Source organism: Posidoniimonas polymericola (assembly GCF_007859935.1).
Taxonomy (GTDB): domain Bacteria; phylum Planctomycetota; class Planctomycetia; order Pirellulales; family Lacipirellulaceae; genus Posidoniimonas; species Posidoniimonas polymericola.
In genome coordinates, this window is sequence record NZ_SJPO01000002.1 from 108,908 (window position 1) to 135,157 (window position 26,250).

Genomic DNA, 26,250 nt, shown 5'->3' on the forward strand with positions numbered 1-26,250 from the left:
TTGGAGGTTCCCCTGAGTCCGCTGCTGCCTATTATCGCTCGTGCGTCGACACACGCGGGGCGAACCGCCGTTTCTTGTGCCGCCCAGAACACGACCTACCAGCAACTGCTCGACCAATCCGAGGGGCTGGCGTTGCGGCTGCTCGACGGCCGTGACGACCTCGGGGAGGCGCGGGTTGCGTTCCTGGTTCCTCCCGGCGCCGGCTATGTTGCCTCACTGTGGGCGATCTGGCGGGCCGGCGGCGTCGCGGCGCCGTTGAGTCTGTCCGCCACCAAGCACGAGCTCGAGTACACACTGACCGACGCGGGCGTCGAGGCGGTCGTGGTTGCGGACGACCTCGCCGAACGCGTGGCGCCGCTGTGCGAGCGGTTGGGGTTGCGGCGCCTGTCGCCCGCCGCCGCCGAGTCCGCAATCGTCGGGCCGGCCGCGACGCTCCCAACGGTGGCGACCGACCGCCGGGCGATGATCCTCTACACCAGCGGCACCACCAGCAGGCCAAAGGGGGTGATCACCACGCACGCGTGCATCCAGGCCCAGGTCGAGTCGCTCATCCAGGCCTGGAGGTGGAGCGCCGACGACCGCATCCCGCTGTTCCTCCCGCTGCACCACATCCACGGCATCATCAATATCCTGTCGTGCGCCCTGTGGGCGGGCGCCCAGGTCGAGGCCTTCGCGTGGTTCATCCGCGAAGCCGTGCTGCAGCGGGTTGCGGGCGGAGCCTACACGCTGTTCATGGCGGTGCCGACCATCTATGTCAAGCTGATCGACTGGCTCGAGAACGCGCCCGCCGACCAGCGCGACGCCGTGCTGGGCGGCTTCGCGGGCATGCGGCTAATGGTCTCTGGCTCGGCCGCGCTGCCCAGCAGCGTGCACGCCCAGTGGGCCGAGCTCACCGGCCAGCCGCTGCTGGAACGCTACGGCATGACCGAGATCGGCATGGCGCTGTCCAACCCGTACGATGGCGAACGCCGTCCCGGCGCGGTCGGTCGGCCGCTGCCCGGCGTCGAGGTCCGGCTGCAGGACGAGTCCAACGTGGTGGTGGCCCAGGAAGGCAGCCCGGGCGAGATCCACGTGCGGGGGCCGAACGTGTTCCGCGAGTACTGGAACCGCCCCGAGGCGACCGCCGCCGCGTTTGTGGACGGCTGGTTCCGCACCGGGGACATCGCGGTGGTCGAGGACGGCTACTACCGGATTATGGGACGCAGCAGCGTCGACATCATCAAGAGCGGCGGCTACAAGCTTTCGGCACTCGAGATCGAGGCCTGCCTGCTGAACCACCCCGCCATCGCCGAGTGCGCCGTCGTCGGCGTGCCGGACGACAAGTGGGGCGAGCGCGTCGCCGCCGCGGTGGTGCTGGTCGACGGCGCGGAGCTCTCGCTCGATTCGCTCCGCGAGTGGAGCGAACAGCGGATTTCTTCGTACAAGGTCCCGCGGCTGCTGCGTGGCGTCGACAGCCTCCCCCGCAACGCGATGGGCAAAGTCAAGAAGCCGGCAGTCGTGAAGCTGTTTGGCTAGCGGCTGAACCGCTTGCTCGCCATCCACAGCGGCGCCGTGTCTAACGCCCGACGCCGGCGGCTTGGTCCGACGTGTTGGAGGCACCTGGATCAAGCACAGGCCGCGGCGTCGGCATCTGCGCGTTGACCTGCCGCTTCCACGCCTCGAGATCGTCGAACAGTTCCGCCGCACGCTCGGGACGCGCGGCGGCCAGGTCGTGCTGCTCGTGCGGGTCGGCTGCCAGGTCGAACAGCAGCCGCCGGTCGTCCTCGTGCATGTGGATCAGCTTCCAGTCGCCGCGTCGCACGGCGCTGTAGGGCGTCGTGCGGTGGTAGTGCGGGTAGTGCCAGTACAGCGCCTCGCGGTCGATGCCGCCGTTGCCGGTTAGCACCGGCGACAAGTCGACGCCGTCGGCGTGCTGATCGGGCCGCAGCGGCAACCCGGCCAGCGACAGCAGCGTCGGGTAGAAGTCCATGCCGATGATCGGCGTCGACGACTTGGAGCCGGCGCCGATGCGGCCGGGCCATACGACGCAGGCCGGCTCGCGGACGCCCCCCTCGAACTCGGTCCCCTTGCGGCCGCGGAGGCCGCCGCACGCGTCGTGGCGGTCGCCGCCGTTGTCGCCGGTGAACACGATGATCGTGTCGTCCGCCAAGCCGACCTCGTCGAGCTTGGCGACGATCCGGCCGATGCTCTGGTCGAGGCTGCGGTGCATCGCCGCGTAGTTGGCCAGCGTCCTCAGCTCGTTCTCGGTCGGCGGGTTGTCGCGGTCGGCGAGCACCCTGCGGTAGTGCTCGACATCGGCCGGCTTGCCCATCAGCGGCGTGTGCACCGTGTAGTAGGACAGGTACAGCAGGAACGGTTTCGCGTTCTCCCCTTGCTCTGCTGTGTCGAGCAGCTTGAGCGCCTCGTCGGTCAGCCGGTCGGTCAGGTACTCGCCCTCTTCGCCCGAGCGGATGCCCGGCATGTCGAACGGGTAGAAGTACCGCCCGCGGCCCTTCGGCTGGCCCCACTCGCGGCCGGCGATGTTGACGTCGAACCCGTGCGCCTGGGGCGTGTGCTTCGCCTGCTCGAGACGCGTCCGCTGGTCGGACCACTCGTCGTAGATCGGCATCAGGTGCCACTTGCCGAGAAACCACGTGCGGTAGCCGTGGTCGCCCAGCGCCTCGGGCAGGGTCACCAGGCCCGGGTCGATCTCCCGCGACCAGTCCGGCACGGCCAGCGGCGCCTCGGGGCGCCCGTGGCCCGGGATCCAGTCGGTCAGGTGGAGCCGCGCCGGGTAGCGGCCGGTGAGGATCGCCGCCCGACTCGGCGAGCAGACCGTGCACGCCGCGTAGGCGTTGTCGAACCGCATCCCGCGGGCGGCGAGCGCGTCGAAGTTGGGCGTGTCGTGCAGCTCGGCGCCGTACGAACTGAGCGCCCCCCAGCCGAGGTCGTCGACCAGCAGGAACAAAATGTTGGGCGGTCGGTCACTGCTAGCCGCGGTAGCAGGAGAGGCAAGCAACAGCAACGCGGCGGATGCCGGCAAGACTTGGAAGAGGTTCATGCCCGCTATGGTCGCAGAGCGGGGCGCGGGACGCAAATCGGGCGGCTACACCCTCTGCCAACGCCGGCGCCGCCCTGTTGCCAGAAACCGCTAGGCACAATCGATTTGGCGGATTCTGCTCGCCGCGGATTCAAGGGCTATTGTAAACGCGTCGCGAACTGATCTACTGCGCTGCGCCAAGAGCTCTTCCATTCAGGTCGATGCACCCCTCCTACCAATCAGGCGATTCTTGGCGCCGGAGATGGGGGGCGGCAAAGGGTTCCTTTTCTACAAGGGGTCTGTCTCGTGAAAACGACATCGGTGGGTTTTGTGTGCGCGTGCGCGGTCTTGTCTTTCGTCTCCCCGGCCCGCGCCTACCTTGGGAGCTTCTCGCCGTCCGACGGCTACGACGTGCAGTCCGGACTCGTCTACGGCGACGTCAGCTACTACGACGCCGGCCAGTACGGCGCCAACGCCGGCGGCGGCGCGGGGCCGAATCAGATCGCGGCCGATTCGGGGCTGTGGTCGGTAGCGAGCCCCGTGGGCGGCTACTTCAGCACCCTCGCCGACCGCGCGAACTACACCGCGGCGACGCCCCCCTACCCGGTCACCGGCGCGAACGCCCTGGCGGCCTACGTGGTCGGCAACCACTCGCCCGGCCGGACCGACTCCAGCAGCCTCGCCATCCGCAACGACACGCCGCTCGGCGTCACCGGCCCGCTCGTCTACAACTACGACCTCGACGCGTTCGACTTCAACGGCGTCACGCCTTCGACCATCAACGGCGGCGTGGTGCAGATGGGCCTGTACTTCTGCCCGAACCCGGGCGACACGCCGCAGCCCGGCACGGCGCCGCGGGAGAAGTTCACGATGTCGCTGGTCGACGGCGGCGGCAACATCGGCCTGGAGTGGGGCTACGGCCGCGACAACTCGGTCACCTGGCGTGATGGTCCCACGAGCGCCTGGAACATCACCTCGTTTATCGCCGACCAGACCAACTGGGACGGCGTGCAGTTCGACCTCGACCTGACCGCCGACACGTTCTCGATGGACTACTACGACGTCTCGGCCAACACGTGGACCAACCTGGTCCCAGCCGGCACGGCGATGGGCCAGCCCATGGGCGACTTCACGCACATCCGCTGGCAGCTAGAGGACGGCCTGTCCGCGGGCGTAGGGGGCAAGAACTTCTTCGACGACTTCAGCTTCACGACCCCGGTCCCCGAACCGGCGGGCGCCGTGCTGTGTGTATTCGGCGGGGCGATGGTCGGCGCCACGCGGCGCCGCACCAAGGATTAGTTCTGCGGGTGTAGTCAGCACGCCGCACCGTGGCTCAGGCCGCGGTGCGGCTAGGGGCTCGGTTCGTTCTGAATCGGCGGTCGCGTAACGGCGAGTTGAAGGCTCACACGCCCCCTGTCCGCCGACGCATACCGCCAGCCGCAACGATGCCGCAAGTGAGCAGCAGCAAGGCGCCCGGTTCGGGAACGGTCTCTACAACGTCCCAGAGTTGGTAGTAGGAATGGATCGTGCCGGGGGCCGGATCTTCAAACGAGTTAAAGATCGCACCAAGTTTCTCGCCGGTGTGGAGGTCGAACCAGGTAAATCCGTTTTCCTCTTCGATACCGTGCTGCACGAATAGCTTTCCGGTACTGGTGATCCGCAGGCTCGTACTCGCGCTCGGGAAGTGGAGGTAGTTGAACTCTGGCTGCTCGGCGAAGACCCCCAGGTCCTCGCCGGTCAGCGCGTCCATCTTTCGGATTGTCTGCTTGCTCGGGTTGAAAACAGAGTTGCTGTCGTATTCGGTCTGCACGTAGTACAGGATGTTGTCGGGCCCGAGGCGGTGCTCGAACGAGTTCTCCGGAAGTGGGTAAGATCCAATCGGGTCGAAGAAGGTGGTTGCTCCGTCGTACTCTTCTTCGTAGACATTCACGGTTCTATTGCTCTTCTCGTAAACGCGCGACTGCGGTCCCAGCAGCCCAGGCCCGAAGGTGAAGATCTGGTCGAACGCCTGACTCACGAGGCCGGTCTGGCTGTCAAAGAGCACATCGTGCCGGGGCGCGCGGAAAGAACCAAGATTGCCCGGGTCCTCGTACACCCCGCGCACCAGGTAGTCGGCACCGCCGGCGGGGGCCGAGCTCCGTTGAGAGATGTCAATATGCGGGAGCATCACCGACTGGGCGTCTAGCGGCGCGAACTCACTCACACTCGACGCGTTGTAGAGAGGCTGGTCGGCCGCGACTCCGTAGTGGTGGTGGTAGCGGTCCGGGGTTTTCCCCAAGAAATCACTCGTAGCGAGGTCGTACTCATAGCCCCAGGAAAAAGACCCGTAGGCGGCCCAGGTTGTGAAGTAGGTCTGGTCGTCGCTCAGGTCTGTCAAGCTCTTGATCGCGTCGTTGGGCTGGGTCTGCCCTGGCGGGTAGTAGCGGACAACCTCGCCGTTGTCGTCCAGCAGGTAGATGCGTTCTCCGTAGAAACCGGGCAGGAAGAGTTCAAACCCGGTGCTGGGCGACGCCTGTAGCAGGATCAACGCCAAGCCGAAGATGCCGGCTGTTTCGGCGATCATCGAGGACCGTCGGGTCATGAGGGGGATCTCTCCTCGCGGGGGTTGCGAGAGTGGATTGGCCTTGGTTTGCGCAACATGGCATTCGAGAGTTGCGGGATATGCCAGTTAGGCTGTTGTCACACTGCGCCGCCGATTAGTCAACTGGCCCAACACAGTAACGCCGCCGCAGGCTAACAGCAGAACGCTGCTCGGCTCGGGAATGCCCTCAACGATCTCCCAGCTTCTGATGTACGAGTTGAACTTTGGAGCGACGAAACCGCCTACCTTTTCACCGGTCGTGAGATCGAACTTCGTGAATGCGGTTCCGACTTCGATGGCCCCCTCAATGCTCCCATGCTGCACGTATAGGAACCCGTCTGTAGAAGTGCGAACGCTACTCAAAGTAGGGATGCTAAAGGAGGGGTACTTGATCTCAATTTGATCGAACTGCGACTTCACAGCGAACACCCCAAGGTCTTCTCCAGTCAGCGGATCCATGCGACGAATGGCCGCGGAATCCGGAATGCTTTGCTGGGTATTCTCGTCGTACTCGGGACCCACGAAGTAGAAGAAGCCATCGTTTGCGAGTTCGAGTTCTCGCGTGTTCGCGGGGAACGGGTAGGATGCTATCGGATTGAATTGTGTTGCCGGATTGAATTGCGGTGCCTGGAACGTAAGCACCTCATCGTAGACGATGATCGAGTTTCCCTGACGCGCGTAGAGCCGTGACTCCCGGCCCATTGGGCCGGGACCCAGTGCAAGAACCTCGTCAAAGACCTGACGCACGACGCCCGTTCGAAGGTCGAACAGCACGTCGAAGGTGTCGCCGGTGGAGCCCCAATGACTGCCGTCCAGGTACACATCGCGTACGAGGTAATCGGCTCGCCCCGTCGGGGAACCAAAGGTTACACTTCTTCGGGTCATCGACGGGTGCGGTGGCGCCGGTAGTTGCCCCCACTCTGACCCATGCAAAGAGGCTTTGAGGAGTTCGCCTTCGATTGCCGGGTAGAGGTAGTACGGTTGCGAGGGGGAGGGGCTAGAGCCTAAGTGCTCTCCGGTGCGGACATCGTAGCGGTAGCCGGTCATGAATCCGACCGATTTAGCCCAATAGGTAAAGTAGGACTTGTCGGGGCTAAGGACCGCCTTCTCGACGGCTTCTTCCGCGTCGATTTGGGAACCCGGCTCCCACGAATAGTCGCGGAGGATGGCTCCAGATTCCGATAGGAGTCGCGCAGGGTCACGGTAGCCCGACACAAAAATGGCCGCGGCGTTGCTCTCCTTGGCCACGAGTCCGGAAAGCACGAGGGCGACTGCCGCGGCAGTTCCAAACTTCACGGCGAAGTTCTGAGGGGTGAGGCGAGTGCTGCCGAGTCTTCGGAGGAACATTTGATCTGCCCGGGAAAGGAGTCGCTTCGTCCGCATGCAAAAGAGGACGCAGCAGAAGAGCCAGCGAATGAGAAAGGATTAAGCGGTCTCCCGTAGACTAACAGCTAGGCGACCCGCAGGCAAACATTCCGGTGTAGGGTGCACTCGGAGAGGTGTCGGAAACCGGCCCGGAGGTCCTTTCCTCGCCAACCTTTGTGAGGGCGTTCTACATGCCCTGCTTGGAGGCTTGAATACCGACGGCTTCCGCTGGCGGTTGCTGGGGGAGTGTGGGCGACCGTGGCGGCTTGGCCGGGACCATTGCCTGCGCCGGCGTTGGATTTGGGCGTTTTGCCAGAACGTCGTGGCAGCGGGCTTGGGGGGGTCTAATAGAAGCGGCGCGGTTGGTGTCGCAGTCGGCCAGGGCGAGCGCCGCCGCCGCGACCGATTCGAGTTCCGCTAGCAGCGATGGTGCGTCGGCGGCTTGCAGGGCGGCCTGCTCCTCGGCGGCCGCCAACTGGGTGTGGGCGGTCTCGCGGTCGCCAACGCGTAGCGTCTCGAAACAGCTCCGCACCGCCAGCACCCGATCCTTGGCGGCGCCTGCTGTGACGAGCCGGTCGACCTGCGGCAGCTGGGCGTCGTAGATCTCGACCGCCAAGCGGAGGTCAGGGTTCGGCCCGGCCGCCCTCGCCCGGGTTGCGTGCCAGCAGCCGACGACCAGGACCGTAATCAGTAGGAGTCGCTGCATGCTTCTAGTTGTGGCAAGACGGGAGGTTTCGATCGAGGATCCGCACCCTAGCTGGGTCGCAACTTAGCACACCCACGGTCCGAAACGAACACCGCTGGTCAGCCAGGCGAGACTCCGACATCTCACCGATTCTTGGTGGAAAATGGCCACCCAGCGCGGTCCAATCGTGTTGACGGTAGAAGTCCGATAGCCGCCTGCGGGAGCCGGCGGTGACGTGTGCGGCTGCGCGGTGTGGTTGGTCAACTGCCGGCTGCCGCTGACAGCGGCGTGTCGGCCGCGATGGGGATCGTGTCCCGTGCGTCGCGCGACAGGACAAAACCCTCCGGCGGGTGCGACGGGGGTTGTCGCAAGTGATTTGTTCGTATTGGTTTAGGGGTTGTGTCAGTTGGTGCGCGGCGGGGTTTTGTCCCCTTGGATCGTTTTTTCGGACTAAACGAACGGGGGAACGCGTGTGATCGCTGCGGGGAAGGCTGCGGGGAAGTCTGTTGGCGTGAGAATCCCCTCCCCCTACCGGGGAGGGGGGATTTGTGGGCGCGGCGGAGCCGCGACGCTGCATGACCAATAACTAACCCCCAGCCACCAAACGACCTACTTCGCGTCCGGCGACAGCACCTTGTAGCGGCCGCTAGTCCACAGCGCGACGTCGGTCTGGTACCACTTGCTGAAGGCGTTCTCGCTGGGGCCGCCCGGCAGGTTCGAGTGGGCGACGTCTTCGGTCATGTCGGTCACGAAGTGGTAGCTGGGGGCGAAGGTCGCCTCGCGGGTGGCGGTCTGCAGCAGGTGCCCCTGGAACGGGGTGGCGTGGTTGCCGGGCATGGGGGTTTCGGTCTTGCGGATGCCCAGCAGGCGTCCGGTCATGCTGGCGCCGAAGAAGCGGTTCACAAAGTGGAAGCGGTTGATCTGACCCCAGGTCTGTTCCGGCTCGGCGGCGGCGCGTTCGGCGGCGCGGCGGATCATCTCGCCTTTGTCGCGCTCGCGCCACCAGCTGCTGGTGACCTTCCGCAGCATCCGGTCGGCGGCGGTCAGCACCATCCGCGAGAAGCCCATGCGGGTGGTGAGGTAGAACATCCGCCGCCAGCCGATGCCCTGGTCGTGGCCGAAAATCTCCAGCAGCACGTGGCGGTAGAAGTGCATAAACAGCGTGGCGTCGGTGCTCTCGAGGTTGTAGCGGCGGTCCCACTTTTCCAGCCGCCGCTTCAGCGGGCAGTCGCCGACGTGGGCCAGCAGCACCGGCAAGAGGTCGGCCGCCTGCAGGCTGGTGACGTCGTACTGCAGGGCCTGCATCTCGGCGAGGGTGGCCTGGGGCAGCTCGGTGAGCCGCTGCACGATGCGGCGTTTGCGGTAGTCGGCCAGGCCGAACGCGTGCAGCGGCGGGCCGTCCTTGCGGTAGAGCTCCTCGTTGGCGCTGGCGACAAAGCCGATCGGGGGGTCGTACTCGCAGGGCAAGAGCTCGCCCGGCACCACGCCGAGCCAGTGGTTCGACTCGTCCCAGGCGGGCAGCGGGGTGAAGCCGCCGATGCCGGGCCGGCGGCGGGGCAGCCAGCCGCTCGCCTGCGAGCCGATGTGCCCCGCGCGGTCGGCGAACACCCACACGAGCGACGGGTGGGGCGACTCGCGGACGGCGTCCATCGCCTCGCGGACGCTGCCGGCGGCGATGACGTCGAGCCACGTGCCGATCGCGCGGCCGCCGCCCCTCTGCGAGCCGATCCAGCTCGCCGACAGGTGTTTGCCGGGCTGCTCCGGAGTGAGCGCCAGGGCGCCGACGTCGTTCTCGTAGACGGGCAGCTCGATCGGGTCGGCGCCCTTGGGCTTGAGCGTTTCGGTGCGGACGCGGAAGTCGCGCCAGTCGTCCTCGCCGCGGCGGTACTGCCAGCCGGTCTGGCCGCCGGGGCGGCAGTCCTCGATGAAGTAGTCGCTGGTGTCGGCGTGCATGTAGGTCACGCCCCACGACAGGTTGCGTGTCCGGCCGACGGCCATCAGCGGGCAGCCGGGCAGCGTCGCGCCGATGGCGTACTCCTTCTCGATGTCGTCGGGGCCGCCCCAGTTGAGGGCGACCTCGTACCAGATCGCCGGCAGGCGGTTGACCTCCAGGTGCGGGTCGGAAGCCAAGAGCGCGCCGCCCGAGTCGCTCCGCGCGGGGCTCACCGCCCAGGCGTTGCTGCCGGCCAGCCGCGGCAGGTCGGAGAGCAGCTCGAGCGCCTCGTCGCTCAGGCGGCGGGAGAGGTGGATGTCGCGGAGCGGCTCGAGGTCGATACCGTCGAGGTACGGACTGAACAGCTCGCGGAGGTGCTCGGAGTCCATGCCGAGCTGGATCAGCTCGAGCAGCTGCCGCTCGGCCTCCTGCTGGCCCACGGCCAGTCCGGCGAACGACAGCAGGTTGCCGATCAGCATCACCGACTCGATGTCCCACGGCGCGGGCCGGTAGCCGGTAACCCACATCGGCAGCGTGGGGCCGATCCACGCGTCGGCCGACTCGAGCATGCCGTCGTTCAGGCCCTGGCAGTACCACTCGATCTGCTGCACGACCTGCGGCTGCAGCACCGACGCCTCTTGCTCAAGCCGCAGGTGGATCCCCGCGCGGCGGAGGAACAGGTCCATCTCCAGCAGCTCGGGCTTGTTGGCGATCCGCTCCGACGCGACGCCGCTGGCGACCGCGCGGGCGAAGTGCACCTGCGTCGGCCGGTCGAGGGCGTGCAGGTAACCGAGGGCGTAGACGGCGTGGCGCCAGCTGTCGGCGTGCACGTGCGGCACGCCCGCGGCGTCACGCTCCGCCCGGAACTCGTACCGCGCCGCCTTGGGGTTGATCGCCTCCATGCGAGGAGTGTACGCGGTCCTGGGGGATTGGGCTACTGCGGTGTTGGGGGGATGACTGTTTGGGCGCCGGGGGCGCTCCCGGCGCCCGTGCTGCTGGCGGCGCTAGAGAAGATGCCGGGCTTTGATTTCCATGTACTGGTTGACCAGCGGGGCGGTGAGGTTCTCGGGGAAGGTGTCGACCAGCAGGACGCCGCGGGTCTCGAGGTTGGCCAGCACGCGGCGCCGCCACAGCAAGATATCGGCCGCGGCGGCGGCCGGGTACAGGCGGTGCTCTGGGATCGACAGCACGCCGCCCGGCGTGTTGTCGCCGGCGGCGGCGTGGGCCTCGTAGTCGTCCTCCACGGCGTTGATCGGGTCGAATAACGCGTGGTCGCGCAGCATCACGCCCATCGGCAGGTGCTTGCCGGAGAGCGTCGTGAGGTGGCGGCTGATCTGGTGGGCGTTGACCTCGTCGATGACGTTGGTGATCAGGATCACGAGCGCCCGCTTGCGGACGGTCTCGGTCAGGCGGTGGAACGCCTCGTCGTAGCGGGACTCGACCATCCGCGGGAACTGGTTGTAGCTGGCGTGCAGGATGCGGTTCATCTGCTCGCGTCCCCCCTTGGGCGGCAGCAGCGAGTGCACCTCGTCCGAGAAGCACATCAGGCCGACCTGGTCGTTCTGCCGCAGCGCGACAAACGAGAGCAGCAGCGCCGAGTTGAGCGCGTGGTCCAGCATGCTGACGCCGGCCGCCTCGCCGGTCATCATCCGGCCGCAGTCGACCATGAACACCACCCGCTGGCTCTGGTTGGCCTGGAAGTCCTTGACGGTCAGCTTGCCGCGGCGGGCCGTGCTGCGCCACTCGATGTGCTTGTAGTTGTCGTCGACCGTGTAGTCGCGGAGCCGCTCGAACTCGTTGTCCTGGCCGATCTTCCGCGTCCGCCGCAGCCCCATCAGGCTCAGCCGGTTGGTGCGGGCGAGGATGGCGTACTCGCCGAGCTGCTTCATGTCGGGGTAGACGTTCAGCCGCGACTCGCACGGCAGCCGCAGCAGCCGCTGCCACAGGCCCCAGCGGCTGCTGACGCTCAGGTGCACCTCCTTGAGCAGAAACTCGCCGCGGCTCGACGCCCGCAGGTCGTACCGCAGCGTGCTGCGGCTGGCGGGCGTCAGGCTGATGAGGAACTCCTCGGGATCGGCCGACAGCTCCGGCGGGACGCCGTCGCGGATACGGACCGGCTGGCCGCGGCCGGCACGGTTGCTGATCGTCAGCGACACCGGGTGCGGCTTCGCCAGCGACGCCGTGAGGCCGACCTGACGCTCGGCCTCGAACGACTGCTGACGCGCCAGCGAAAACAGGTCGACCGCGGCGGCCGCGGCGATCAGCCCGTTCAGCACCGCCAGCCCGACCCACACGCCCGGCAAGAACACCACCGAGACCGACAGCACCGCCGGCACGACCAGCAGCAGCACCAGCGGGCGGTTGGGGTAGGTCGATCCCCACCACGCCAGCAGCCCGAGCGTGACGCCGAGCACCACCAGCAGGAAGACGATCGGCGGGCCCTCGATGAACGACTGGCGGCCCCACTCGATGAAGAATGGCGTCCACACCAGCGCGGTCGCCCAGCGCACCGTGCGGCGGCTCCAGCCGAGCACCTCCCGACCGAGCCACGCCAGGAGCGTCAGCAAGAGCGCGGCGGATAGCAGGTAGGGCAAGAACATAGCAAAAGGGGAAAGGGGAAAGGGGAGAGCAGCAGCGTCCGCCGCAAGCAGTCTCAGCCCACCCCGCCAGGGGTGGGACAACGCAACAACTACATCCGCGGAACCTCGACTGTGCGGATCAGCTCCGAGAGCACCTGGTCGACCTCGCGGCCCTCGACCTCGGCCTCGGCGGTGAGGAACACGCGGTGCCGCAGCGCCGGGAGGACGATCTCCTGGACGTCGTCGGGGATGGCGTAGTCGCGGCCGCTGAACGCGGCGAGCGTCCGCGCGCCCTGCACCAAAGCGATGCCCGCCCGCGGCGACGCGCCGAGGTGGATGGTCGGCCACTCGCGGGTCTGGCGGACGATCTGGTTGATGTAGTTGATCAGCTTCTCCTCGACCCGCACCTGCCCGCACAGCCGGGTCGCCTTGACCAGCTGGTCGGGCGACGTGATCGTGCGGACCTCCTCCTCCAGCCGCTTGTCGATCTCGATTTGCTGGCTGTGCTCGCGGAGCACGCGGGCCTCTTCGTCGACGGTCGGGTAGTCGACCATCACCTTGAACATGAAGCGGTCGAGCTGAGCCTCGGGCAGGTTGTAGGTGCCTTCGCTCTCAACCGGGTTCTGGGTCGCCATGACGAGGAACGGCGGCGGCAGCTTGTGCGTGGTGTTCTCGACCGTGACGCGGCGCTCCTGCATGATCTCCAGCAGCGCGGCGTGGGTCTTGGCGGGCGAGCGGTTGATCTCGTCGGCCAAGAGCAGCTGCGTGAAGACCGGGCCCGGGCGGAAGTCGAACTCCTGGGTCTTCATGTTGAAGATCGGCGCGCCGGTCACGTCCGACGGCATCAGGTCGGCGGTGAACTGGATGCGGCCGAAGTCGCACCCCAGCACCTTGCCGAGCGTGCGGACGAACAACGTCTTGCCGAGGCCGGGCACGCTCTCGATCAGCACGTGACCGCCCGAGAAGAGCGCCACCAGGGTCGACAGCACCAGCTCCTCCTGGCCGACGTACACCTTCGCGACCTCGCGGGTGATGGCCTCGTAGAGCTTCTCAATCGAGGACTTCTCCCTGCCGGGCGACGGCGCGGGCGCCGCAGCGGGCGGCTGCGGATTGAGCGCCTCGCTGACCGAGGGGTCAAGGATGATATCGGGTTCGTTGCTGGGATCGTCGGACATTGCGAACCGGGTGTTCGTTACTGGTTTGTCGTTGGGAAGTCGAATGTGTCTAAGTCCCCTCCCCCCTTGGGGGAGGGTTAGGGTGAGGGCGCCCCGCTAGCAGGTCACCCCCACCCCGGCCCCCCCTCAAAAAGGGAGGGAGTGCTGTTAGGACTGAAGCTAATGGCTCGGTTGATCATTGCCTACGCTCCGTGAAGTACTTTCTTACCAAGCCGCTCGCGAACGCCCGGTCGCGGGTCGCCGACAACAGGCGTGACAGCGCGGTGACGTGCTTGCTGAAGTCGGTCAGGGCCGGGCGCTCGAGCCGGCGAGGGACGCCAAAAATCGGGAACTGGGCCAGCGCGAACACGATGCCGAGCGCCGCCGCCTGGGCGAGCACGGCGCCGATCGGCCAGATGCGGAACAGCTCGAAGCCGGTCGGCGGGTTCTGGTTCGGGTCGGTGTCGCTGATGGTGGGGCTGGCGTCGGACTCCAGGAACACGACGTCCTTCTCCGGTGCGCCGGCGTAGTCCACCACGCGGCCCGCCAGCTTGCGGTGCTCGTGGTTCACCACCGACGCGTTTAGCAGGAACGAGCCGTTTTCGATGACCAGCACGCTCGACCCGTCGGACGACCACTCGTCGTCTTCGGAGTAGATCAGCTCGCTCACCAGCGGGTGGCCGGCGCCGTCGGCCAGCAGCACGTCGAGGCTCTTGTTGGGGAAGACCGTCCCGCTCTGCTCGATCGCCGCCTTGCTCGCGTCGACGCCGATCGACCACGGGCCGGTGAGCGTGGTCACCTTGCTGGTCGTGCCGGGCGCGGTGAGGTCGTACCAATCGCCAACCGTGCCCTTGCCGCCTGTGCCGCTGCCGAGCGGGCCGTCGAGCTGGGCCTTGCGTAGCTTGGCGGCGTACTCGGTCTTCAGGCCGGCGGGCGCGCGGGGCTGGGTCTCGCGCCAGTAGAACTCCTCGGCCGAGTAGGCCCGGCCGACCACGATCAGCGTCTTTTCCTGGAGCTCGTAGGTGTCGTCGTCGTAGCTGTAGCGGAGCCAGTCGTCGAGCCAGGCGACCGCGTCGGTCGACAGCGGCTGGCTCTCGCTCGGGAAGTAAACAATGACGTCGGCCTTGGCCAACGAGGGGGACATCAGCCGCCACGACCGCACGCGGTGCCCGGCGTCCTCGAACATCTGGCCAAGCACGGTCGTGCCATTGACGCTTCTCGCGCCGTACCCGGTACGGGTCCCGTACTCGGTGCGGATGCCCTTCTCACGGCACCCGACCGACAGCAGCACGGCAGCAAGCAGAAGCATTGGCATCAAGAAGGCCCAAGTGCGGGGTGAGCAGAAAACAGGGACTGGCTCTCGAACGCAGTGTGGATGGTCTTCGTGCGTTGCGCGTGGTTGCGTTCGAGTGCCTGTCCCTCTCTTGTGCGGCGTCCTCGCGCGGCCCGCCGGAAAAAGGGGACAGGCACGACGCTGGAAACTCGAACTTGGTTCCGAGCCGGTCCACTGCGTCGAGCCAGTCCCCTTTTGTCCAGCTACTCTGTTCGTGGGATCCGCGTTTCTGATTACGTTGCTCATGCGGTTGCCTCCTCGACGGCCAGCAGCCGCTCGAACTCAGTGGCTTCCTGCCAGCAATCCTCGAACGCCTCGCGGGTGGGCGGGTGCGCGCCGAAGAACGCGGCCTCGAACAGCCGCACCGTCCGCGCGAGAATGTCCGCCAAGCGTGGCGAAGGCCCCACGCCCCGCCGCAGCTCGCTGAGGTACTGCCGATTGGTTTTGCCCTTGACCAGCCGCAGCCGTGCGGCGCGGTCGAGCTCGAGCAGCTCGTGGCTGAACAGGTAGACGATCGCCTTGCTCAGGTCGCCGGAGTCGTACGCGTCGCGGGCGGCCTGCAGGTAGTTGTCGACCTTCTCGGCGAGGGTGACCGGCAGGGCCTCGACCCGCTGCAGGTGCGCCTTGGCGTCGAACTCCTCGGCGGCGGTCGCCGCGGCAACCTGCTCGGTTTCTTGGTAGGCGCGGATCATCGCCACGATCAGCCACAGCAGCAGCCCGGCCACCACGATCCACAGCAGGAAGATCAGCACGTCGCCGAAGTTCCAGCCGAACCCGCTGAACAACCCATCGAACCAATCCCAGATGGGCCACGGCTTGCTGCGTTTCTTGGGCTTTGGAAGGTTGACCGGCGCAAAGTCGTCGGACTGGTCGTCGTACCAGGGGAGGTCCCACTGCTCGGAGAGCGCTTCCTTGCCGGCCTCGATTGCGACGTCGGGTTCGGTGAGGTCATCGGCGCCCGCGACCCCTGCAGAGAGCGCGACCAGCAGCAGCGCGCAGAAACGCAGCCGAGCACAACCGCACAGCCGGAGTGTGGGCGAACCGGTCATGCCATCCCCCTGGCGAGCTTGGCGGCCTCGCTCCGCATCGTGAGCTCGACCTCCCACCCCTCGCGGCGGATCCGCAGGTCGAGGTAGGCCAGGAACCGCACCACCGTGAAGAAGCAGACAACCGCCCAGGTGCAGGCCGGCGTCAGCACGGTAATTAGCTGGGTGTGTGTGACCTGATACCCCCCCAGTTGCGAGGCGGCCGTGTGAACGCCCCCGACCAACGCCATCACCAGCAGCGAGCCGGCGCTGAGCGCGGCGAGCCAGTGGCCGAACAGGTCGCCGCTGGCGCTGCGGTGCAGGTTGCGGCTGCGGCGGCGGGTGGTCATCCGCTTCGCGCGGCCGGCGAACATCGGGTTGCGCTCCAGCAGGATCAGCTCCTGCGTGAACGGCCAGAACCCGTACGGCAGCACCAGCCCGATGATCGTTACGGCCATGGCCGCCCGGAACACGGTGTGCATCAGCAGCTGCGGCAGGCTCCGCCAGTAGTCCGACACAATCCGCCGCGGGTCGGTCTGTTGCTGGAACGTCACCTGGCCCATGTAGAGCGTGATTGGGGCGGTCGCCAGCGGCGTCTGGACCGCGATCACCAGTGTCATCAGCGTCAGGAAGCCGGGGGTCTCGTCCCAGATGTCGAGGTCCGAGACCATGCCGTTCAGCAGCAGCCCGTTGGCCGCCGCCCACGGCGCGACGCCGGCCAGCCCGCACAGCACTAGCGGTCCGAGGTGCGCGCGGACCACCTTCAGCGCGAGGTCCATCACCTCGGCAAAGCCGCGTTCTCGGATCACGATGTGGGTGCTGTCGAAGTTCATTTAGTGCGAGCTAGCGGAGCGCCAGTTGCTCGTCGGCGTCGTCGTCGGGTTGGGTCGAGTAGCCGAGCACGACCAGGTAGCCGAGCAGCAGCAGCGAAGAGATCATGGCGACCAGCGCCTTGATCGGGTACGGGATCGCGGACGGGGAGATGAAGCCCTCGATAAACGCGGCGCCGATAAACAGCAGCACCGCGGCCATCATCGTTGGCAACGCCTGCCGCGCGGCCGCCAGCACCGACTCCCGCCGGCTGAGGCCGTTCGTCTTGACGATCGCGAAGCCGAGCCGCATGCCGGCCGCGCCCGACATCACGATCGCGGTCAGCTCGAACGGCCCGTGGGCGGTGACAAAGTTGAAGAAGTTCTCGCTCTGGGCGGTGGTCGACATGTGCCCAAAGATAGCGCCAAGGTAAACGGCGTTGAAGGTGATGGCGAACAGGCCCCCGACCCCGAGGAAGATGCCCATCACGAAGCACCGCAGGCCGATGCCGGCGTTGTGGAAGATGTAGAAGCCCGCCATCTGGGCGTTCTGGTTGAAGCCGCGGCCGAGGCTCGGTGGGTCGGCGTACATCTCCTCAACGGCGAGCATGCCGTCCTTGGTGATGACCTGCTCGGCGAACTGCGGGTACGGCGTGTAGCCCGACGCCAGGAAGGCCGACAGCAGGAACCCTCCCCAGAACAGCAGCGCCGAGAGCCGCAGCGCGCGGTCGTGGAACAGTCGGCGGGGGACCCGCTCGAACATCTCGGTCCACCACGACTGGCTCTCCAGGCCCTGCGTGCGGTAGAGCTGATTGTGGGCCCGGCCAACCAGCTGGTGCAGGTAGCGTACGGTCTCCGACGGCAACTGGTGCGCGTCGGCCAGCGCCAGGTCGGCGCAGGCCGAGCGGTACAGCGCGGCGAACTCGGTGCGGCGGTGGGCGCCGAGCTTGGCGCGCTCGCCGCGGTTCTCCAGCTGGATGCAGAACGCCTCCAGCTGCCGCCAGAGCGGTGTCCGCGAGTCGACAAGTTCGGCGGCTTTCATGCGAACGGGGCCCCGGAGGTCGGCTTCGGCGGGGAAGGGGTGGACGATGGGGTGGGGCCGACCGGCTGAACGGGAACCGGCGCCGCGGCCGGGATCGGGACCCGAGGGGCGATCAAGGCATCGTCGTCTCCGCCGGCGTCGTCCTTGTGGAACGCCCTGACGTACAGCGCGCACAGCAGGAGGTCGTGGTCGGTGTCGGGCGGCAGCCGCAGTCGGGCGACCAGCAGGTCGCCGACGTGCTTGGCGATTTCCTGCCGGCGGGCCGGGCCGAAGTAGCGGCGGCGGCCGACGTAGTGCGAGAGCGCCTTGGCGAGCGAGCGGCTCGGCACAAAATTGGCCGGGATGGCCTCGAGCAGCTTGTCCAGCTCGGGCTCATCCGGCGCCGGCACCTTGCCGAACCGCGAGCGGTCCTCGGCGACCACCATGGTGCTGCACACCAGGTCGCCGACCCGCTGGTTGCGGCGGGTCAGCGTCATCGAGACCAACGCCAGCAGGTAGGTTTGATAGACGAGCGGCGCCTCGCCGAAGAAGAAGTCGGGGATGAACACGATCGGCAGCGAGTCGGCGATCCGCAGCACGTTCCTCAGCACCGCCTGCACGGCGTTGATCGGTCGCCCGTCGGTCCGCACGACGCGGAGCCCGGTCATCCGCTTGCCGGGCGTCTGGCCGTTCCAGAGGGCCTCGAACAGCCCGCCGTAGAACCAGTAGAGGATGAACGCCAGCACCGCGATCACCAGCTCGGCCACGCCGCCCAGGTCGAGCGCGCTGAAGACTAGGCCGAACACGATCGAGATGGCCAGGATCGCCAGCGCGAAGATGACGGTGTCGATCAGGTACGCCATGACCCGCCCGAACGGACCCGCCACGCGGTACTCGAACGCAATATTCTCAGGCGTCACGACCTGGACGTGCGAGTCGATTTGGCTGGCGGTCAGCGGCACAGGCGAGCGGTAGCGGGGGAGTCGGCGGGCGGCGGAATCGGCTATTCGTCGGCGAGCCCCGATTATCGACCCAGATTGGGGTGCTCCGCAAGCGATAGCTGGCGAGGGGCAGGTTCTGCAGGAGGATCTCGCCGATTGGCGCCGGCTAGATGATCCCCGGCCTGCGGAAATTAGCCCCGGCGTTTACGCCGGGGTAAACTGGCGACAACCAACATGCTAGCCCCGTTCACGGGGCTTTTCGGGCACGTTCTCTCAGGGCCGCCTCGATGTCACGCAACTACTACAGCGAGATCAACCTGCACCTCGTTTGGCACACGAAACAGAGCCTGCCGCTATTGAATCCTGACGTGAAGAAGGCGGCCTACGCGGCTCTTGAGAGCCGCATTAGGGCAACCGACGGTGTCTACTTGCACCAGGTTGGCGGGATCGAGAACCACGTCCACGTGGCCGTGACTATCCCGCCGACGCTGCTCATCAGCGACTGGATAGGAAAGCTGAAGGGCGGTTCGTCGCACGATGTCAATCAGCAGTCCATGAATCGCGACAAGCAGCTCCAGTGGCAGGCTGGCTATGGGGTAGTCAGCTTCGGGAAGCAAGCGAGAAGCCCCGTAAACGGGGCTCCGCAGCTCATGTGCGCGGTTTACCCCGGCGTAAACGCCGGGGCTAATACAAGAAACGAAGCCCCGTGAACGGGGCTGATCGTGTGTTCCATGCTGACTCTGCCGAATCGCGCGACCGCCCCCTTCTCAATCGCCTCCGCTGGTTAGAATTTCCATAGCACGCACAACTCTCACAACCCAAGGTCGCAACGGATGTCGTCAATTCTTCCCGCATCAACGGTCTCGCAGGTCGAGGACGAACTGGCGCGGTTGCTGGCCGGTTTCGAACCAGATGGGGCTTCTGCCGTGCCGCTTGCCGTGCAAGAGACCCTCTACGTCGCCCGGCGGCTGCAGCAGCGCGCCGCCGAGCTGCAGACCCCGCCCGAGCGCCGCCAGCAGGCCGAGCTCGACCGCATGATGCAGAACCCGGGCGACAAGGCGACCATGGTGTCGCTCACCGACCAGGCATTCCGCTCCGGCGTGTGGGGGCGGGCGGCCGACCAGTTTATCCACGTGCTCGACGCCCAGGGCGTCCCGCGGTTCTTCAGCCCTATCGAGCGGACCATGCTCCGCGGCTTCCAGTCGTTCGGCGCGTACCTGCCCGGCGTGGCGATGCCGCTGGTCAAGGACAAGATGCAGCACGAGACCGCCAACGTGGTGCTGCCGGCCGAGCCCGAGCTGCTGACCAAGCACCTCGAGAGGCGCCGCACCGAGGGCGTGCGGATGAACGTCAACCAGCTCGGCGAGGCGTTGCTCGGCGAGCGCGAGGCCCAGCACCGGCTGGACGGCTACCTGGCCGCCCTGCAGCAGCCCGACATCGAGGTGATCAGCGTCAAGATCTCGACCATCTACTCGCAGATCTCGCCGCTCGCCCGCCGGCACACGGTCGACGCGCTGGCCGAACGGCTCGAGCTGCTGTTCCGCGCCGCCGGGCGAGGGAGCTTCACCCGCGCCGACGGTCAGGTCGTGCCGAAGTTCGTCTACCTCGACATGGAAGAGTACCGCGACCTGCACCTCACCGCCGACGCGTTCATCGAGACGCTCGACCGCAAGGGGCTCGAGAACGTCCGCGCCGGCATCGTGCTGCAGGCCTACATCCCCGACTCGTACGGCGTGCAGCAGCGGATCAACGCCTGGGCCCGCGAGCGGGTCAAGGCGGGCGGCGCGCCGATCACGATGCGGATCGTCAAGGGCGCCAACATGGAGATGGAGCGCGTCGAGGCCTCGGTCCGCGGCTGGCCCCAGGCGCCGTACAAGCACAAGCTCGAGACCGACGCCAACTACAAGCGGATGCTGCACGAGGGGCTCAGCGCAGAGAACCGGGGCGCGGTGCTGCTGGGGATCGCCTCGCACAACCTGTTCACGCTCGCCTACGGGCTGGTCGCCTCGGCCCACGCCGGCGCGCTGGCCGACGTGCAGTTCGAGATGCTCGAGGGGATGGCCAGCCACCAGCGGCGGGCGCTGTTCGAGCTGTCGCAGAACCTGCTGCTGTACGCGCCGACCTGCTACCAGCGGGACTTCATCCACGCTATCGGCTACCTAGTGCGGCGGCTCGACGAGAACACCGGCCCGGACAACTTCCTGCGGCACGCGTTCAACATCACCGTCGACGGCGAGGCGTGGCAGAAGCTCGAGCGGCAGTTCCTCGACTCGTTCCAGGCGATCGACAACGTGCCCTCCGAGCCCCGCCGCACGCAGGACCGGCGCACTGAGAGTGCAGGTGACAAGGCGGAGCGGGGAAGCCTGCCGGCCGCGGACCTGCGTTTCCCCAACTTCACCAACGAGCCCGATACCGACTGGGCGCTGACGCACCACAGCAAGTGGGCCGAGGGCATCCTGGCCGGCTGGCGGGATCGGCACAGCGAGCACGCCGCCGAGGTCCCGCTGGTGATCGCCGGCGATCAGCTGGCGGCGGAAGCCGGCAGTTCGGAGTCGGCAGACCCGTCGCGCCCCGGCCTGGTGGTCGCCAGGTTCCGCCAGGCGACCATCGAAGAGGCCGACCGAGCGCTCGAGTGCGCCGCCACCGACCCCAGCGGCTGGAGCAAGCTCCCGCCGAGCGAGCGCCGCGAACTGCTCTACCGGGCGGCCGACGAGCTGGCCGCTAGCCGCGGCGACCTGCTCGGCGCGATGCTCGCCGAGGGGGGCAAGCTGCTGACCGAGTCCGACCCCGAGGTGAGCGAGGCAATCGACTTCTGCCGCTTCTACGCCGACGCGGCCAGCGCCTTTTACGCGCTGCCTGGCGTGTCCGCCAGCGGCAAGGGCGTGGTGACGGTGGTGTCGCCGTGGAACTTCCCGCTGGCGATCCCGTGCGGCGGCGTCGCGGCCGCTTTGGCGGCGGGCAACCGGGTGATCCTCAAGCCCGCCAGCGACACCGTGCTCATCGCCTACAAGTTGTGCGAGTGCTTCTGGCGGGCCGGCGTGCCGCGCGAAGCGCTGCAGTTCGCCCCGTGCCCCGGCTCGAGCGTCGGCCAGCACCTGGTGACCCACCCGGCGGTCGACGCGGTGATCCTGACCGGCGGCACCGAGACCGCCCAGCGGATGCTGGCCGCCAAGCCGGCGATGAACCTCTACGCCGAGACCGGCGGCAAGAACGCCACGATTGTCACCGCCCTGGCCGACCGCGACCTGGCGATCAAGAACGTGCTGCACTCGGCGTTCGGCCACAGCGGTCAGAAGTGCTCGGCCACTTCGCTGTTGATCCTCGAGGACGAGGTCTACCACGACCGCGCGTTCCGCGACGCGCTGGTCGACGCCGTGACGAGCCTCAAGATCGGCTCGGCGTGGGAGCTGCCGACCAAGATGGGCCCGGTGATCCGCCCTCCGTCGGGCGACCTGGAGCGTGGCCTGAAGGAACTGGAGTCGGGCGAGTCGTGGTGCGTGATGCCGCGGCTGAAAGTCGACGGCAACGCCAGCCTGGCGTCGCCCGGCGTGAAGTGGGGCGTGCCGGCCGGCGGCTACACCCACAACACCGAGTTTTTCGGACCGCTGCTGGGCGTGATGCACGCCAAGAACCTTCGGCACGCGATCGAGCTGGTCAACGCCACCGGCTTCGGGCTCACCTCGGGGCTCGAGTCGCTCGACGACCGCGAGCAGCAGCAGTGGCGCGAGACGATCCGCGCGGGCAACCTCTACATCAACCGCTCGACTACCGGCGCCATCGTGCTCCGCCAGCCCTTCGGCGGCATGGGCAAGAGCAACGTCGGCCCCGGCATGAAGGCCGGCGGCCCCAACTACGTCGCCCAGTTCATGAATTTGAATCGCGCAGCTGACCCAGCGTCGACCGTCAAGTCGTCCCATACCGCGTTGGCGTCCGAGCTAACTCAGTTCGCCGACAGCGTCGCCGCTGCGGTGGACCTCCCCTCCGCAGAGCTCCAGGAGATCCAAACCACCCTCGCCGACTACGCCGAGGCCGCCGAGCAAGAGTTCCTCCGCGCCCACGATCACTTCCGCCTGATCGGCGAGGACAACCACCGCCGGTACCTGCCGATGGAGGTGCTGCGGGTGCGCGTCCACGGCGGCGATGCCGTGCACGACCTGCTGGCGATGATCGCCGCGGGCCGCGCGGTCGGGTGCCGCGTGATTGTCTCGGCGTCGGCGGAGGTGTTCGAAGAGCGCCGCCCGCTGCTCGAGGCGATCGACGCCGCAAGCGAGTCTTGGGCCGGCGGGCTCGAGATGCTCGAGGAGTCGGTCGACCAGCTCGCCGCGTCGGTCGCCGCGGGGCGGAGCGGTCGGGTGCGGTTCTCGTCGCCCGAACGGGTCCACCCGGCGGTCCGCGAGGCGAAGGCGGCCGCCATGCTCTACCTGGCAGACGAGCCGATCACCCGCCGCGGCCGGGTCGACCTGCTGTGGTGCCTGCAGGAGCAGAGCGTCTGCTTCTTGTACCACCGCTACGGGAACCTGGGCGCCCGGTCGGAGGAGGAGCGGGCTGAGCCCCTGTAACGTGGGTGACTAGCGAGCCCCTCAATGGGGCCCTGCGACCGGCCCGCCGGGGGCTTCAGGGGCCCAGAAGCAGCGGTTTGCGAGGCATTTCATGGACGCCCCCGGACCCGCAGAGTACAACGGAGGTTGCGGCGTCCCCCTTGATTCTCCTGCTCTGCTCTGCCCCGGTGTCGTCTAATGAAGTCTAGTTACCGCGTCGCCCTGCGCCGCGCGCTCTGCCTCCTCGCAATGCTGGTCCCCGGCGTATCGTCCGCGTTGCAGCTCGCCAATCATGATTGGCAGAACACGCCGCTCGCCGCGCCGGAGGCCCGGCTGATCACGTCGGACGTCGCGAACTCACACACTACCACGCCCGGCCTGACCGCCTTCGGACTCAACACGGACGGTGTCGGCTTTGTGGCGATCGACAGCAACGCGTCGGTAGGCCTCGACCTGTTGGGGAGCGGTTCGCTGCTGTGGACCGGCCGCCACCTGCTCACCGCCGCCCACCTTGTGACCGACCAGAACGGCGTGGTCAACCTCTTTGACGGCGCCGGGGCCAACCGCGTCACCTTCGACCTCCCTGGCGGCCCGCAGTCGTTCTCGTTCACCGCCGCCGATGTGATGGTGCACCCCGGCTACACCGGCGACTTCACCGAAGGGAACGACCTGGCCGTGGTCACGCTCCCCGCGGCCCTGCCGGCGGCGATCCCCCGCTACCACGTCTGGGACGGTCAGTCCGACGGCGAGTTCTACGTCCAGCACGTGATGTCGGGCTACGGCCGCGGCGGCCACGGGTCAGGCGGGCCGACCTCTCCCGAGGGGACCAAGCGCGCCGGGCTCAACGAGTACGAGGGCGACGCCAGCGAGCTGCTGTACTTCTACGGCGGCAGCAACGGTTCCAGCCCGTTCGGCGGCATGCTTCCGGCGTTGGGCGACGCGCTCGTCTACGACTTCGACAGCGGTCTGGCGGCCAACAACCTGATCACCTCCGACGCCAACGACCTCGGCTTCGGCGCCGACGAGGTGAACCTGGTTCCCGGCGACTCGGGCGGCGGCTCGTTTGTGTTCGACCCGATCGACAACCGCTACGAGCTGGCCGGCGTGATGTCGTACGGCTTTGGCTTCCAGGGCGGGCCCGACGTGTCGCCCGGCACCAACGGCAGCTGGGGCGAGTTCGGCATCGACGCGCGGGTGTCGAGCCACCTGGACTTCATCTACGCCGCGACCGCGCCGGAGCCGGCGGGCGTTGCGCTCATGGCGTTAGTGTTGGGGGTGTTGCCGGCGCGGCGTAGCCGCGACGCTTCCTAGCGAGCCTGCCAACGTGAGTGTGGCGGCCACGCCACCCTCGACCAGCACGCACTCCAGTCCGATTCGACCCGCACCCCGGTTTAGAATACCGGCGAGAGCTCGGTCAGCCGGGCAGCGGTCTCGGCCATCAGGTCGTCCTCGGCGGCCTCGTCGGCGGCGACATAAGTCACGCTGAAGCGGAGGAACGAACCGGCGTCGTCCCACGGCACGGTGCAGATCGAGTGGTCGGTGATCAGGAACTGGCTCACTTCCTCGGCGCTCTTGAACTCCGGGCCCCCCTCAAACGCCTTGGGCGCCGGCGTGTAGAGGAAGTAGGTGCCGCCCGGCATCTGGCAGTCGAAGCCGCACTCGGTGAGCGTGGCGACCAGCTTCTCCATCCGCCGGCGGTACTTGGTGCGGATCTCCTTGGGGATCGACGCGTCGTCCAGGCCGGCGGCTGCCGCCTTCTGGATCGCCATGAACTGGCCGCTGTCGCCGTTGTCCTTGAAGTCGGCGAACGCGCTGACGATCCGCTCGTTGCCGCACACCCAGCCGATCCGCCAGCCGATCATGTCGAAGCCCTTGGACATCGAGTGCACCTCGACCCCCACGTCCTTCGCGCCCGGCACGGCCAGAAAGCTGGTCGGCTCCTGGTCGAACGACAGCATCGCGTGCGCGGCGTCCTGCACCACGACGATCTCGTTCTTCTTCGCGAACTCGATCGCCTTCTCGTAGAACTCGGTGGTGGCGGTCTTGCCGGTCGGGCTGTTGGGGAAGTTCAGCACGATCAGCTTCGCCCGCTCGAGCACGTCGCCGGGGATCGAGTCGAGGTCCGGCAGGAAGTCGTTCTCCTTGAGCAGCGGCAGGTTGTGCACCGTGCCGCCGTAGAACTTCGTAAAGTTGCCGGCCACCGGGTAGCCCGGCACGGTCATCAGCGTGACGTCGCCCGGGTTGATGAAGCAGCCCGGCAGCTTGGCGTAGACCGGCTTGCTGCCGATGTCGTGGTTGATCTCGGTGGCCGGGTTGAGCGTGACGCCGAACTCACGCTGCATGAACCGCGCGGCGGCCTCCTTGAACTCGAGGATGCCGTTGTCCGCGTAGCCGCGGTTCTCCGGCTTGTTGATCTCCTCGGCCATCACCTTCCGCACGACCTCGGGCGCCATCTCGTCGTTCTCGCCGATGCCGAAGTCCAGCAGCGTCCGCTCCGGGTGCTCGGCCAGGGCCTTCCGCTTGGCCCGCTTGATCTTCTCAAACTTGTAGAGGGCGCCATCCTTGCCGTAGTTGGCTCCACCAATGCGATCGGCAAACAGCTGCTGGAAGTAGGGGTCGGACATTTGTGCGGTCGGCGGTCAGAACGAGTGGGTCGGAATCGCAACAGCTTACCGCTCAAACTTCGTAGCGTCGACCGCCAGGTTGAATCTCCCGCAATCGGCTCTGGCCCTTGCATTCCGCCGGAATCCGCGGGTTCCCCGCTCTCCCCCCACGTGGCCGGCGAACCCGGGTCCGACTAGAATGAAGAGTTCACCGCGCCAGCCCCCTCAGCGGCTGACCTCCCCGCTACCGTTTCACAGTTCCATGCCTAGCGAAGAAGAACTCTACGAAGAGCACATCCTCGATCACTACGAGGACCCCTTCCACCGGGGCGAACTTTCTGGCTGCACGCACAGTCATGAGGACAAGAACCCGCTGTGCGGAGACGTCGTGCGGATCGACCTGAAGCTCGACCCCGACGGCAAGATCGAAGACTGCTACTTCAGCGGCGACGGCTGCGTCATCAGCCAGGCGTCGGCCTCGATGCTGCTCGAGGAGATCCAGGGCAAGACCATCGAAGAGCTCAAGCAGTTTACCGCCGAGGACATGCTCAAGCTGTACGGCCCGCGGCTCACGCCCAACCGCCAGAAGTGCTGCCTGCTGTCGTGGCGGGTGATCCAGCAGGCCGTGCACTCGCCGGTCGACGCCGCCGACGAAGGAAGCTGA

The 26,250-nt window shown here is 67.2% G+C and carries 19 protein-coding genes; 6 read left to right on the plus strand and 13 right to left on the minus strand.

Annotation, left to right across the window (positions count from 1 at the left end):
- A complete protein-coding gene (locus Pla123a_RS04550; RefSeq protein WP_197527674.1) occupies positions 1–1,515 on the plus strand; it encodes an acyl-CoA synthetase in 1,515 nt (504 codons plus the stop codon).
- A gap of 40 nt (positions 1,516–1,555) precedes the next feature.
- Here Pla123a_RS04550 and Pla123a_RS04555 read toward each other — a convergent pair whose 3' ends face one another.
- Positions 1,556–3,040 carry a sulfatase gene (locus tag Pla123a_RS04555; protein WP_146584366.1) on the minus strand — a complete coding sequence of 495 codons (1,485 nt, stop codon included), beginning with the start codon at positions 3,038–3,040 and terminating at the stop codon, positions 1,556–1,558.
- Between the two features lie 285 nt (positions 3,041–3,325).
- Between Pla123a_RS04555 and Pla123a_RS04560 the strand changes: the two genes are divergently transcribed.
- The gene (locus Pla123a_RS04560; RefSeq protein ID WP_146584367.1) at positions 3,326–4,318 is read left to right on the plus strand and encodes a hypothetical protein; all 993 of its coding nucleotides are present in this window, start codon (positions 3,326–3,328) and stop codon (positions 4,316–4,318) included.
- 103 nt (positions 4,319–4,421) lie between these two features.
- Here Pla123a_RS04560 and Pla123a_RS04565 read toward each other — a convergent pair whose 3' ends face one another.
- From Pla123a_RS04565 to Pla123a_RS04615, 11 genes are all read right to left on the minus strand, one after another.
- Positions 4,422–5,600, minus strand: coding sequence for a PEP-CTERM sorting domain-containing protein (locus Pla123a_RS04565; protein WP_146584368.1), 1,179 nt, complete (start codon positions 5,598–5,600; stop codon positions 4,422–4,424).
- Between the two features lie 87 nt (positions 5,601–5,687).
- The gene (locus Pla123a_RS04570; RefSeq protein ID WP_146584369.1) at positions 5,688–6,896 is read right to left on the minus strand and encodes a hypothetical protein; all 1,209 of its coding nucleotides are present in this window, start codon (positions 6,894–6,896) and stop codon (positions 5,688–5,690) included.
- Between the two features lie 256 nt (positions 6,897–7,152).
- Entirely contained in the window at positions 7,153–7,671 is a 519-nt protein-coding gene (locus Pla123a_RS04575; RefSeq protein WP_146584370.1) for a hypothetical protein, read from the minus strand.
- 588 nt (positions 7,672–8,259) lie between these two features.
- Complete coding sequence (locus Pla123a_RS04580; RefSeq protein ID WP_146584371.1) at positions 8,260–10,485, minus strand: penicillin acylase family protein; 2,226 nt, start codon at positions 10,483–10,485, stop codon at positions 8,260–8,262.
- A gap of 102 nt (positions 10,486–10,587) precedes the next feature.
- Positions 10,588–12,183, minus strand: coding sequence for a DUF58 domain-containing protein (locus Pla123a_RS04585; protein WP_146584372.1), 1,596 nt, complete (start codon positions 12,181–12,183; stop codon positions 10,588–10,590).
- Positions 12,184–12,272: 89 nt separating this feature from the next.
- Positions 12,273–13,337, minus strand: a complete 1,065-nt coding sequence (locus Pla123a_RS04590; RefSeq protein ID WP_146584373.1) for an AAA family ATPase — start codon at positions 13,335–13,337, stop codon at positions 12,273–12,275.
- Positions 13,338–13,512: 175 nt separating this feature from the next.
- The gene (locus Pla123a_RS04595; RefSeq protein WP_231956324.1) at positions 13,513–14,625 is read right to left on the minus strand and encodes a hypothetical protein; all 1,113 of its coding nucleotides are present in this window, start codon (positions 14,623–14,625) and stop codon (positions 13,513–13,515) included.
- Positions 14,626–14,891: 266 nt separating this feature from the next.
- Complete coding sequence (locus Pla123a_RS04600) at positions 14,892–15,698, minus strand: DUF4129 domain-containing protein (protein ID WP_146584375.1); 807 nt, start codon at positions 15,696–15,698, stop codon at positions 14,892–14,894.
- A complete protein-coding gene (locus Pla123a_RS04605) occupies positions 15,695–16,507 on the minus strand; it encodes a hypothetical protein (RefSeq protein ID WP_146584376.1) in 813 nt (270 codons plus the stop codon). Before Pla123a_RS04605 ends, Pla123a_RS04600 begins: the two co-directional genes overlap by 4 nt.
- A 10-nt stretch (positions 16,508–16,517) precedes the next feature.
- A complete protein-coding gene (locus tag Pla123a_RS04610) occupies positions 16,518–17,525 on the minus strand; it encodes a stage II sporulation protein M (RefSeq protein ID WP_146584377.1) in 1,008 nt (335 codons plus the stop codon).
- Positions 17,522–18,466: an RDD family protein gene (locus tag Pla123a_RS04615; RefSeq protein ID WP_146584378.1), complete on the minus strand. Its 945-nt coding sequence runs from the start codon at positions 18,464–18,466 to the stop codon at positions 17,522–17,524. The genes Pla123a_RS04610 and Pla123a_RS04615 overlap by 4 nt, the downstream gene beginning before the upstream one ends.
- A 266-nt stretch (positions 18,467–18,732) precedes the next feature.
- On the opposite strand from Pla123a_RS04615, the gene tnpA reads away from it, so the two are divergent.
- The 3 genes from tnpA (at position 18,733) to Pla123a_RS04630 (ending at position 24,294) form a co-directional block, all read left to right on the plus strand.
- The gene (tnpA, locus tag Pla123a_RS04620) at positions 18,733–19,155 is read left to right on the plus strand and encodes an IS200/IS605 family transposase (protein ID WP_146584379.1); all 423 of its coding nucleotides are present in this window, start codon (positions 18,733–18,735) and stop codon (positions 19,153–19,155) included.
- Between the two features lie 123 nt (positions 19,156–19,278).
- Positions 19,279–23,004 carry a proline dehydrogenase family protein gene (locus Pla123a_RS04625; protein ID WP_146584380.1) on the plus strand — a complete coding sequence of 1,242 codons (3,726 nt, stop codon included), beginning with the start codon at positions 19,279–19,281 and terminating at the stop codon, positions 23,002–23,004.
- Positions 23,005–23,181: 177 nt separating this feature from the next.
- Positions 23,182–24,294, plus strand: coding sequence for a trypsin-like serine protease (locus Pla123a_RS04630; RefSeq protein ID WP_146584381.1), 1,113 nt, complete (start codon positions 23,182–23,184; stop codon positions 24,292–24,294).
- An 80-nt stretch (positions 24,295–24,374) separates the two neighbouring features.
- Here Pla123a_RS04630 and Pla123a_RS04635 read toward each other — a convergent pair whose 3' ends face one another.
- Entirely contained in the window at positions 24,375–25,607 is a 1,233-nt protein-coding gene (locus Pla123a_RS04635) for an LL-diaminopimelate aminotransferase (protein ID WP_146584382.1), read from the minus strand.
- A 241-nt stretch (positions 25,608–25,848) separates the two neighbouring features.
- Between Pla123a_RS04635 and sufU the strand changes: the two genes are divergently transcribed.
- A complete protein-coding gene (gene sufU, locus Pla123a_RS04640) occupies positions 25,849–26,250 on the plus strand; it encodes a Fe-S cluster assembly sulfur transfer protein SufU (RefSeq protein WP_146584383.1) in 402 nt (133 codons plus the stop codon).

Coding starts and splice junctions, on each gene's coding strand:
- Pla123a_RS04610 (WP_146584377.1), bottom strand. CDS start 17,525: ATGAAAGCCGCCGAACTTGTCGACTCGCGGACACCGCTCTGGCGGCAG.
- Pla123a_RS04625 (WP_146584380.1), top strand. CDS start 19,279: ATGTCGTCAATTCTTCCCGCATCAACGGTCTCGCAGGTCGAGGACGAA.
- Pla123a_RS04580 (WP_146584371.1), bottom strand. CDS start 10,485: ATGGAGGCGATCAACCCCAAGGCGGCGCGGTACGAGTTCCGGGCGGAG.
- Pla123a_RS04595 (WP_231956324.1), bottom strand. CDS start 14,625: ATGCTTCTGCTTGCTGCCGTGCTGCTGTCGGTCGGGTGCCGTGAGAAG.
- Pla123a_RS04585 (WP_146584372.1), bottom strand. CDS start 12,183: ATGTTCTTGCCCTACCTGCTATCCGCCGCGCTCTTGCTGACGCTCCTG.
- Pla123a_RS04590 (WP_146584373.1), bottom strand. CDS start 13,337: ATGTCCGACGATCCCAGCAACGAACCCGATATCATCCTTGACCCCTCG.
- Pla123a_RS04605 (WP_146584376.1), bottom strand. CDS start 16,507: ATGAACTTCGACAGCACCCACATCGTGATCCGAGAACGCGGCTTTGCC.
- sufU (WP_146584383.1), top strand. CDS start 25,849: ATGCCTAGCGAAGAAGAACTCTACGAAGAGCACATCCTCGATCACTAC.
- Pla123a_RS04635 (WP_146584382.1), bottom strand. CDS start 25,607: ATGTCCGACCCCTACTTCCAGCAGCTGTTTGCCGATCGCATTGGTGGA.
- Pla123a_RS04575 (WP_146584370.1), bottom strand. CDS start 7,671: ATGCAGCGACTCCTACTGATTACGGTCCTGGTCGTCGGCTGCTGGCAC.
- Pla123a_RS04630 (WP_146584381.1), top strand. CDS start 23,182: ATGAAGTCTAGTTACCGCGTCGCCCTGCGCCGCGCGCTCTGCCTCCTC.
- Pla123a_RS04565 (WP_146584368.1), bottom strand. CDS start 5,600: ATGACCCGACGGTCCTCGATGATCGCCGAAACAGCCGGCATCTTCGGC.
- Pla123a_RS04600 (WP_146584375.1), bottom strand. CDS start 15,698: ATGACCGGTTCGCCCACACTCCGGCTGTGCGGTTGTGCTCGGCTGCGT.
- Pla123a_RS04555 (WP_146584366.1), bottom strand. CDS start 3,040: ATGAACCTCTTCCAAGTCTTGCCGGCATCCGCCGCGTTGCTGTTGCTT.
- tnpA (WP_146584379.1), top strand. CDS start 18,733: ATGTCACGCAACTACTACAGCGAGATCAACCTGCACCTCGTTTGGCAC.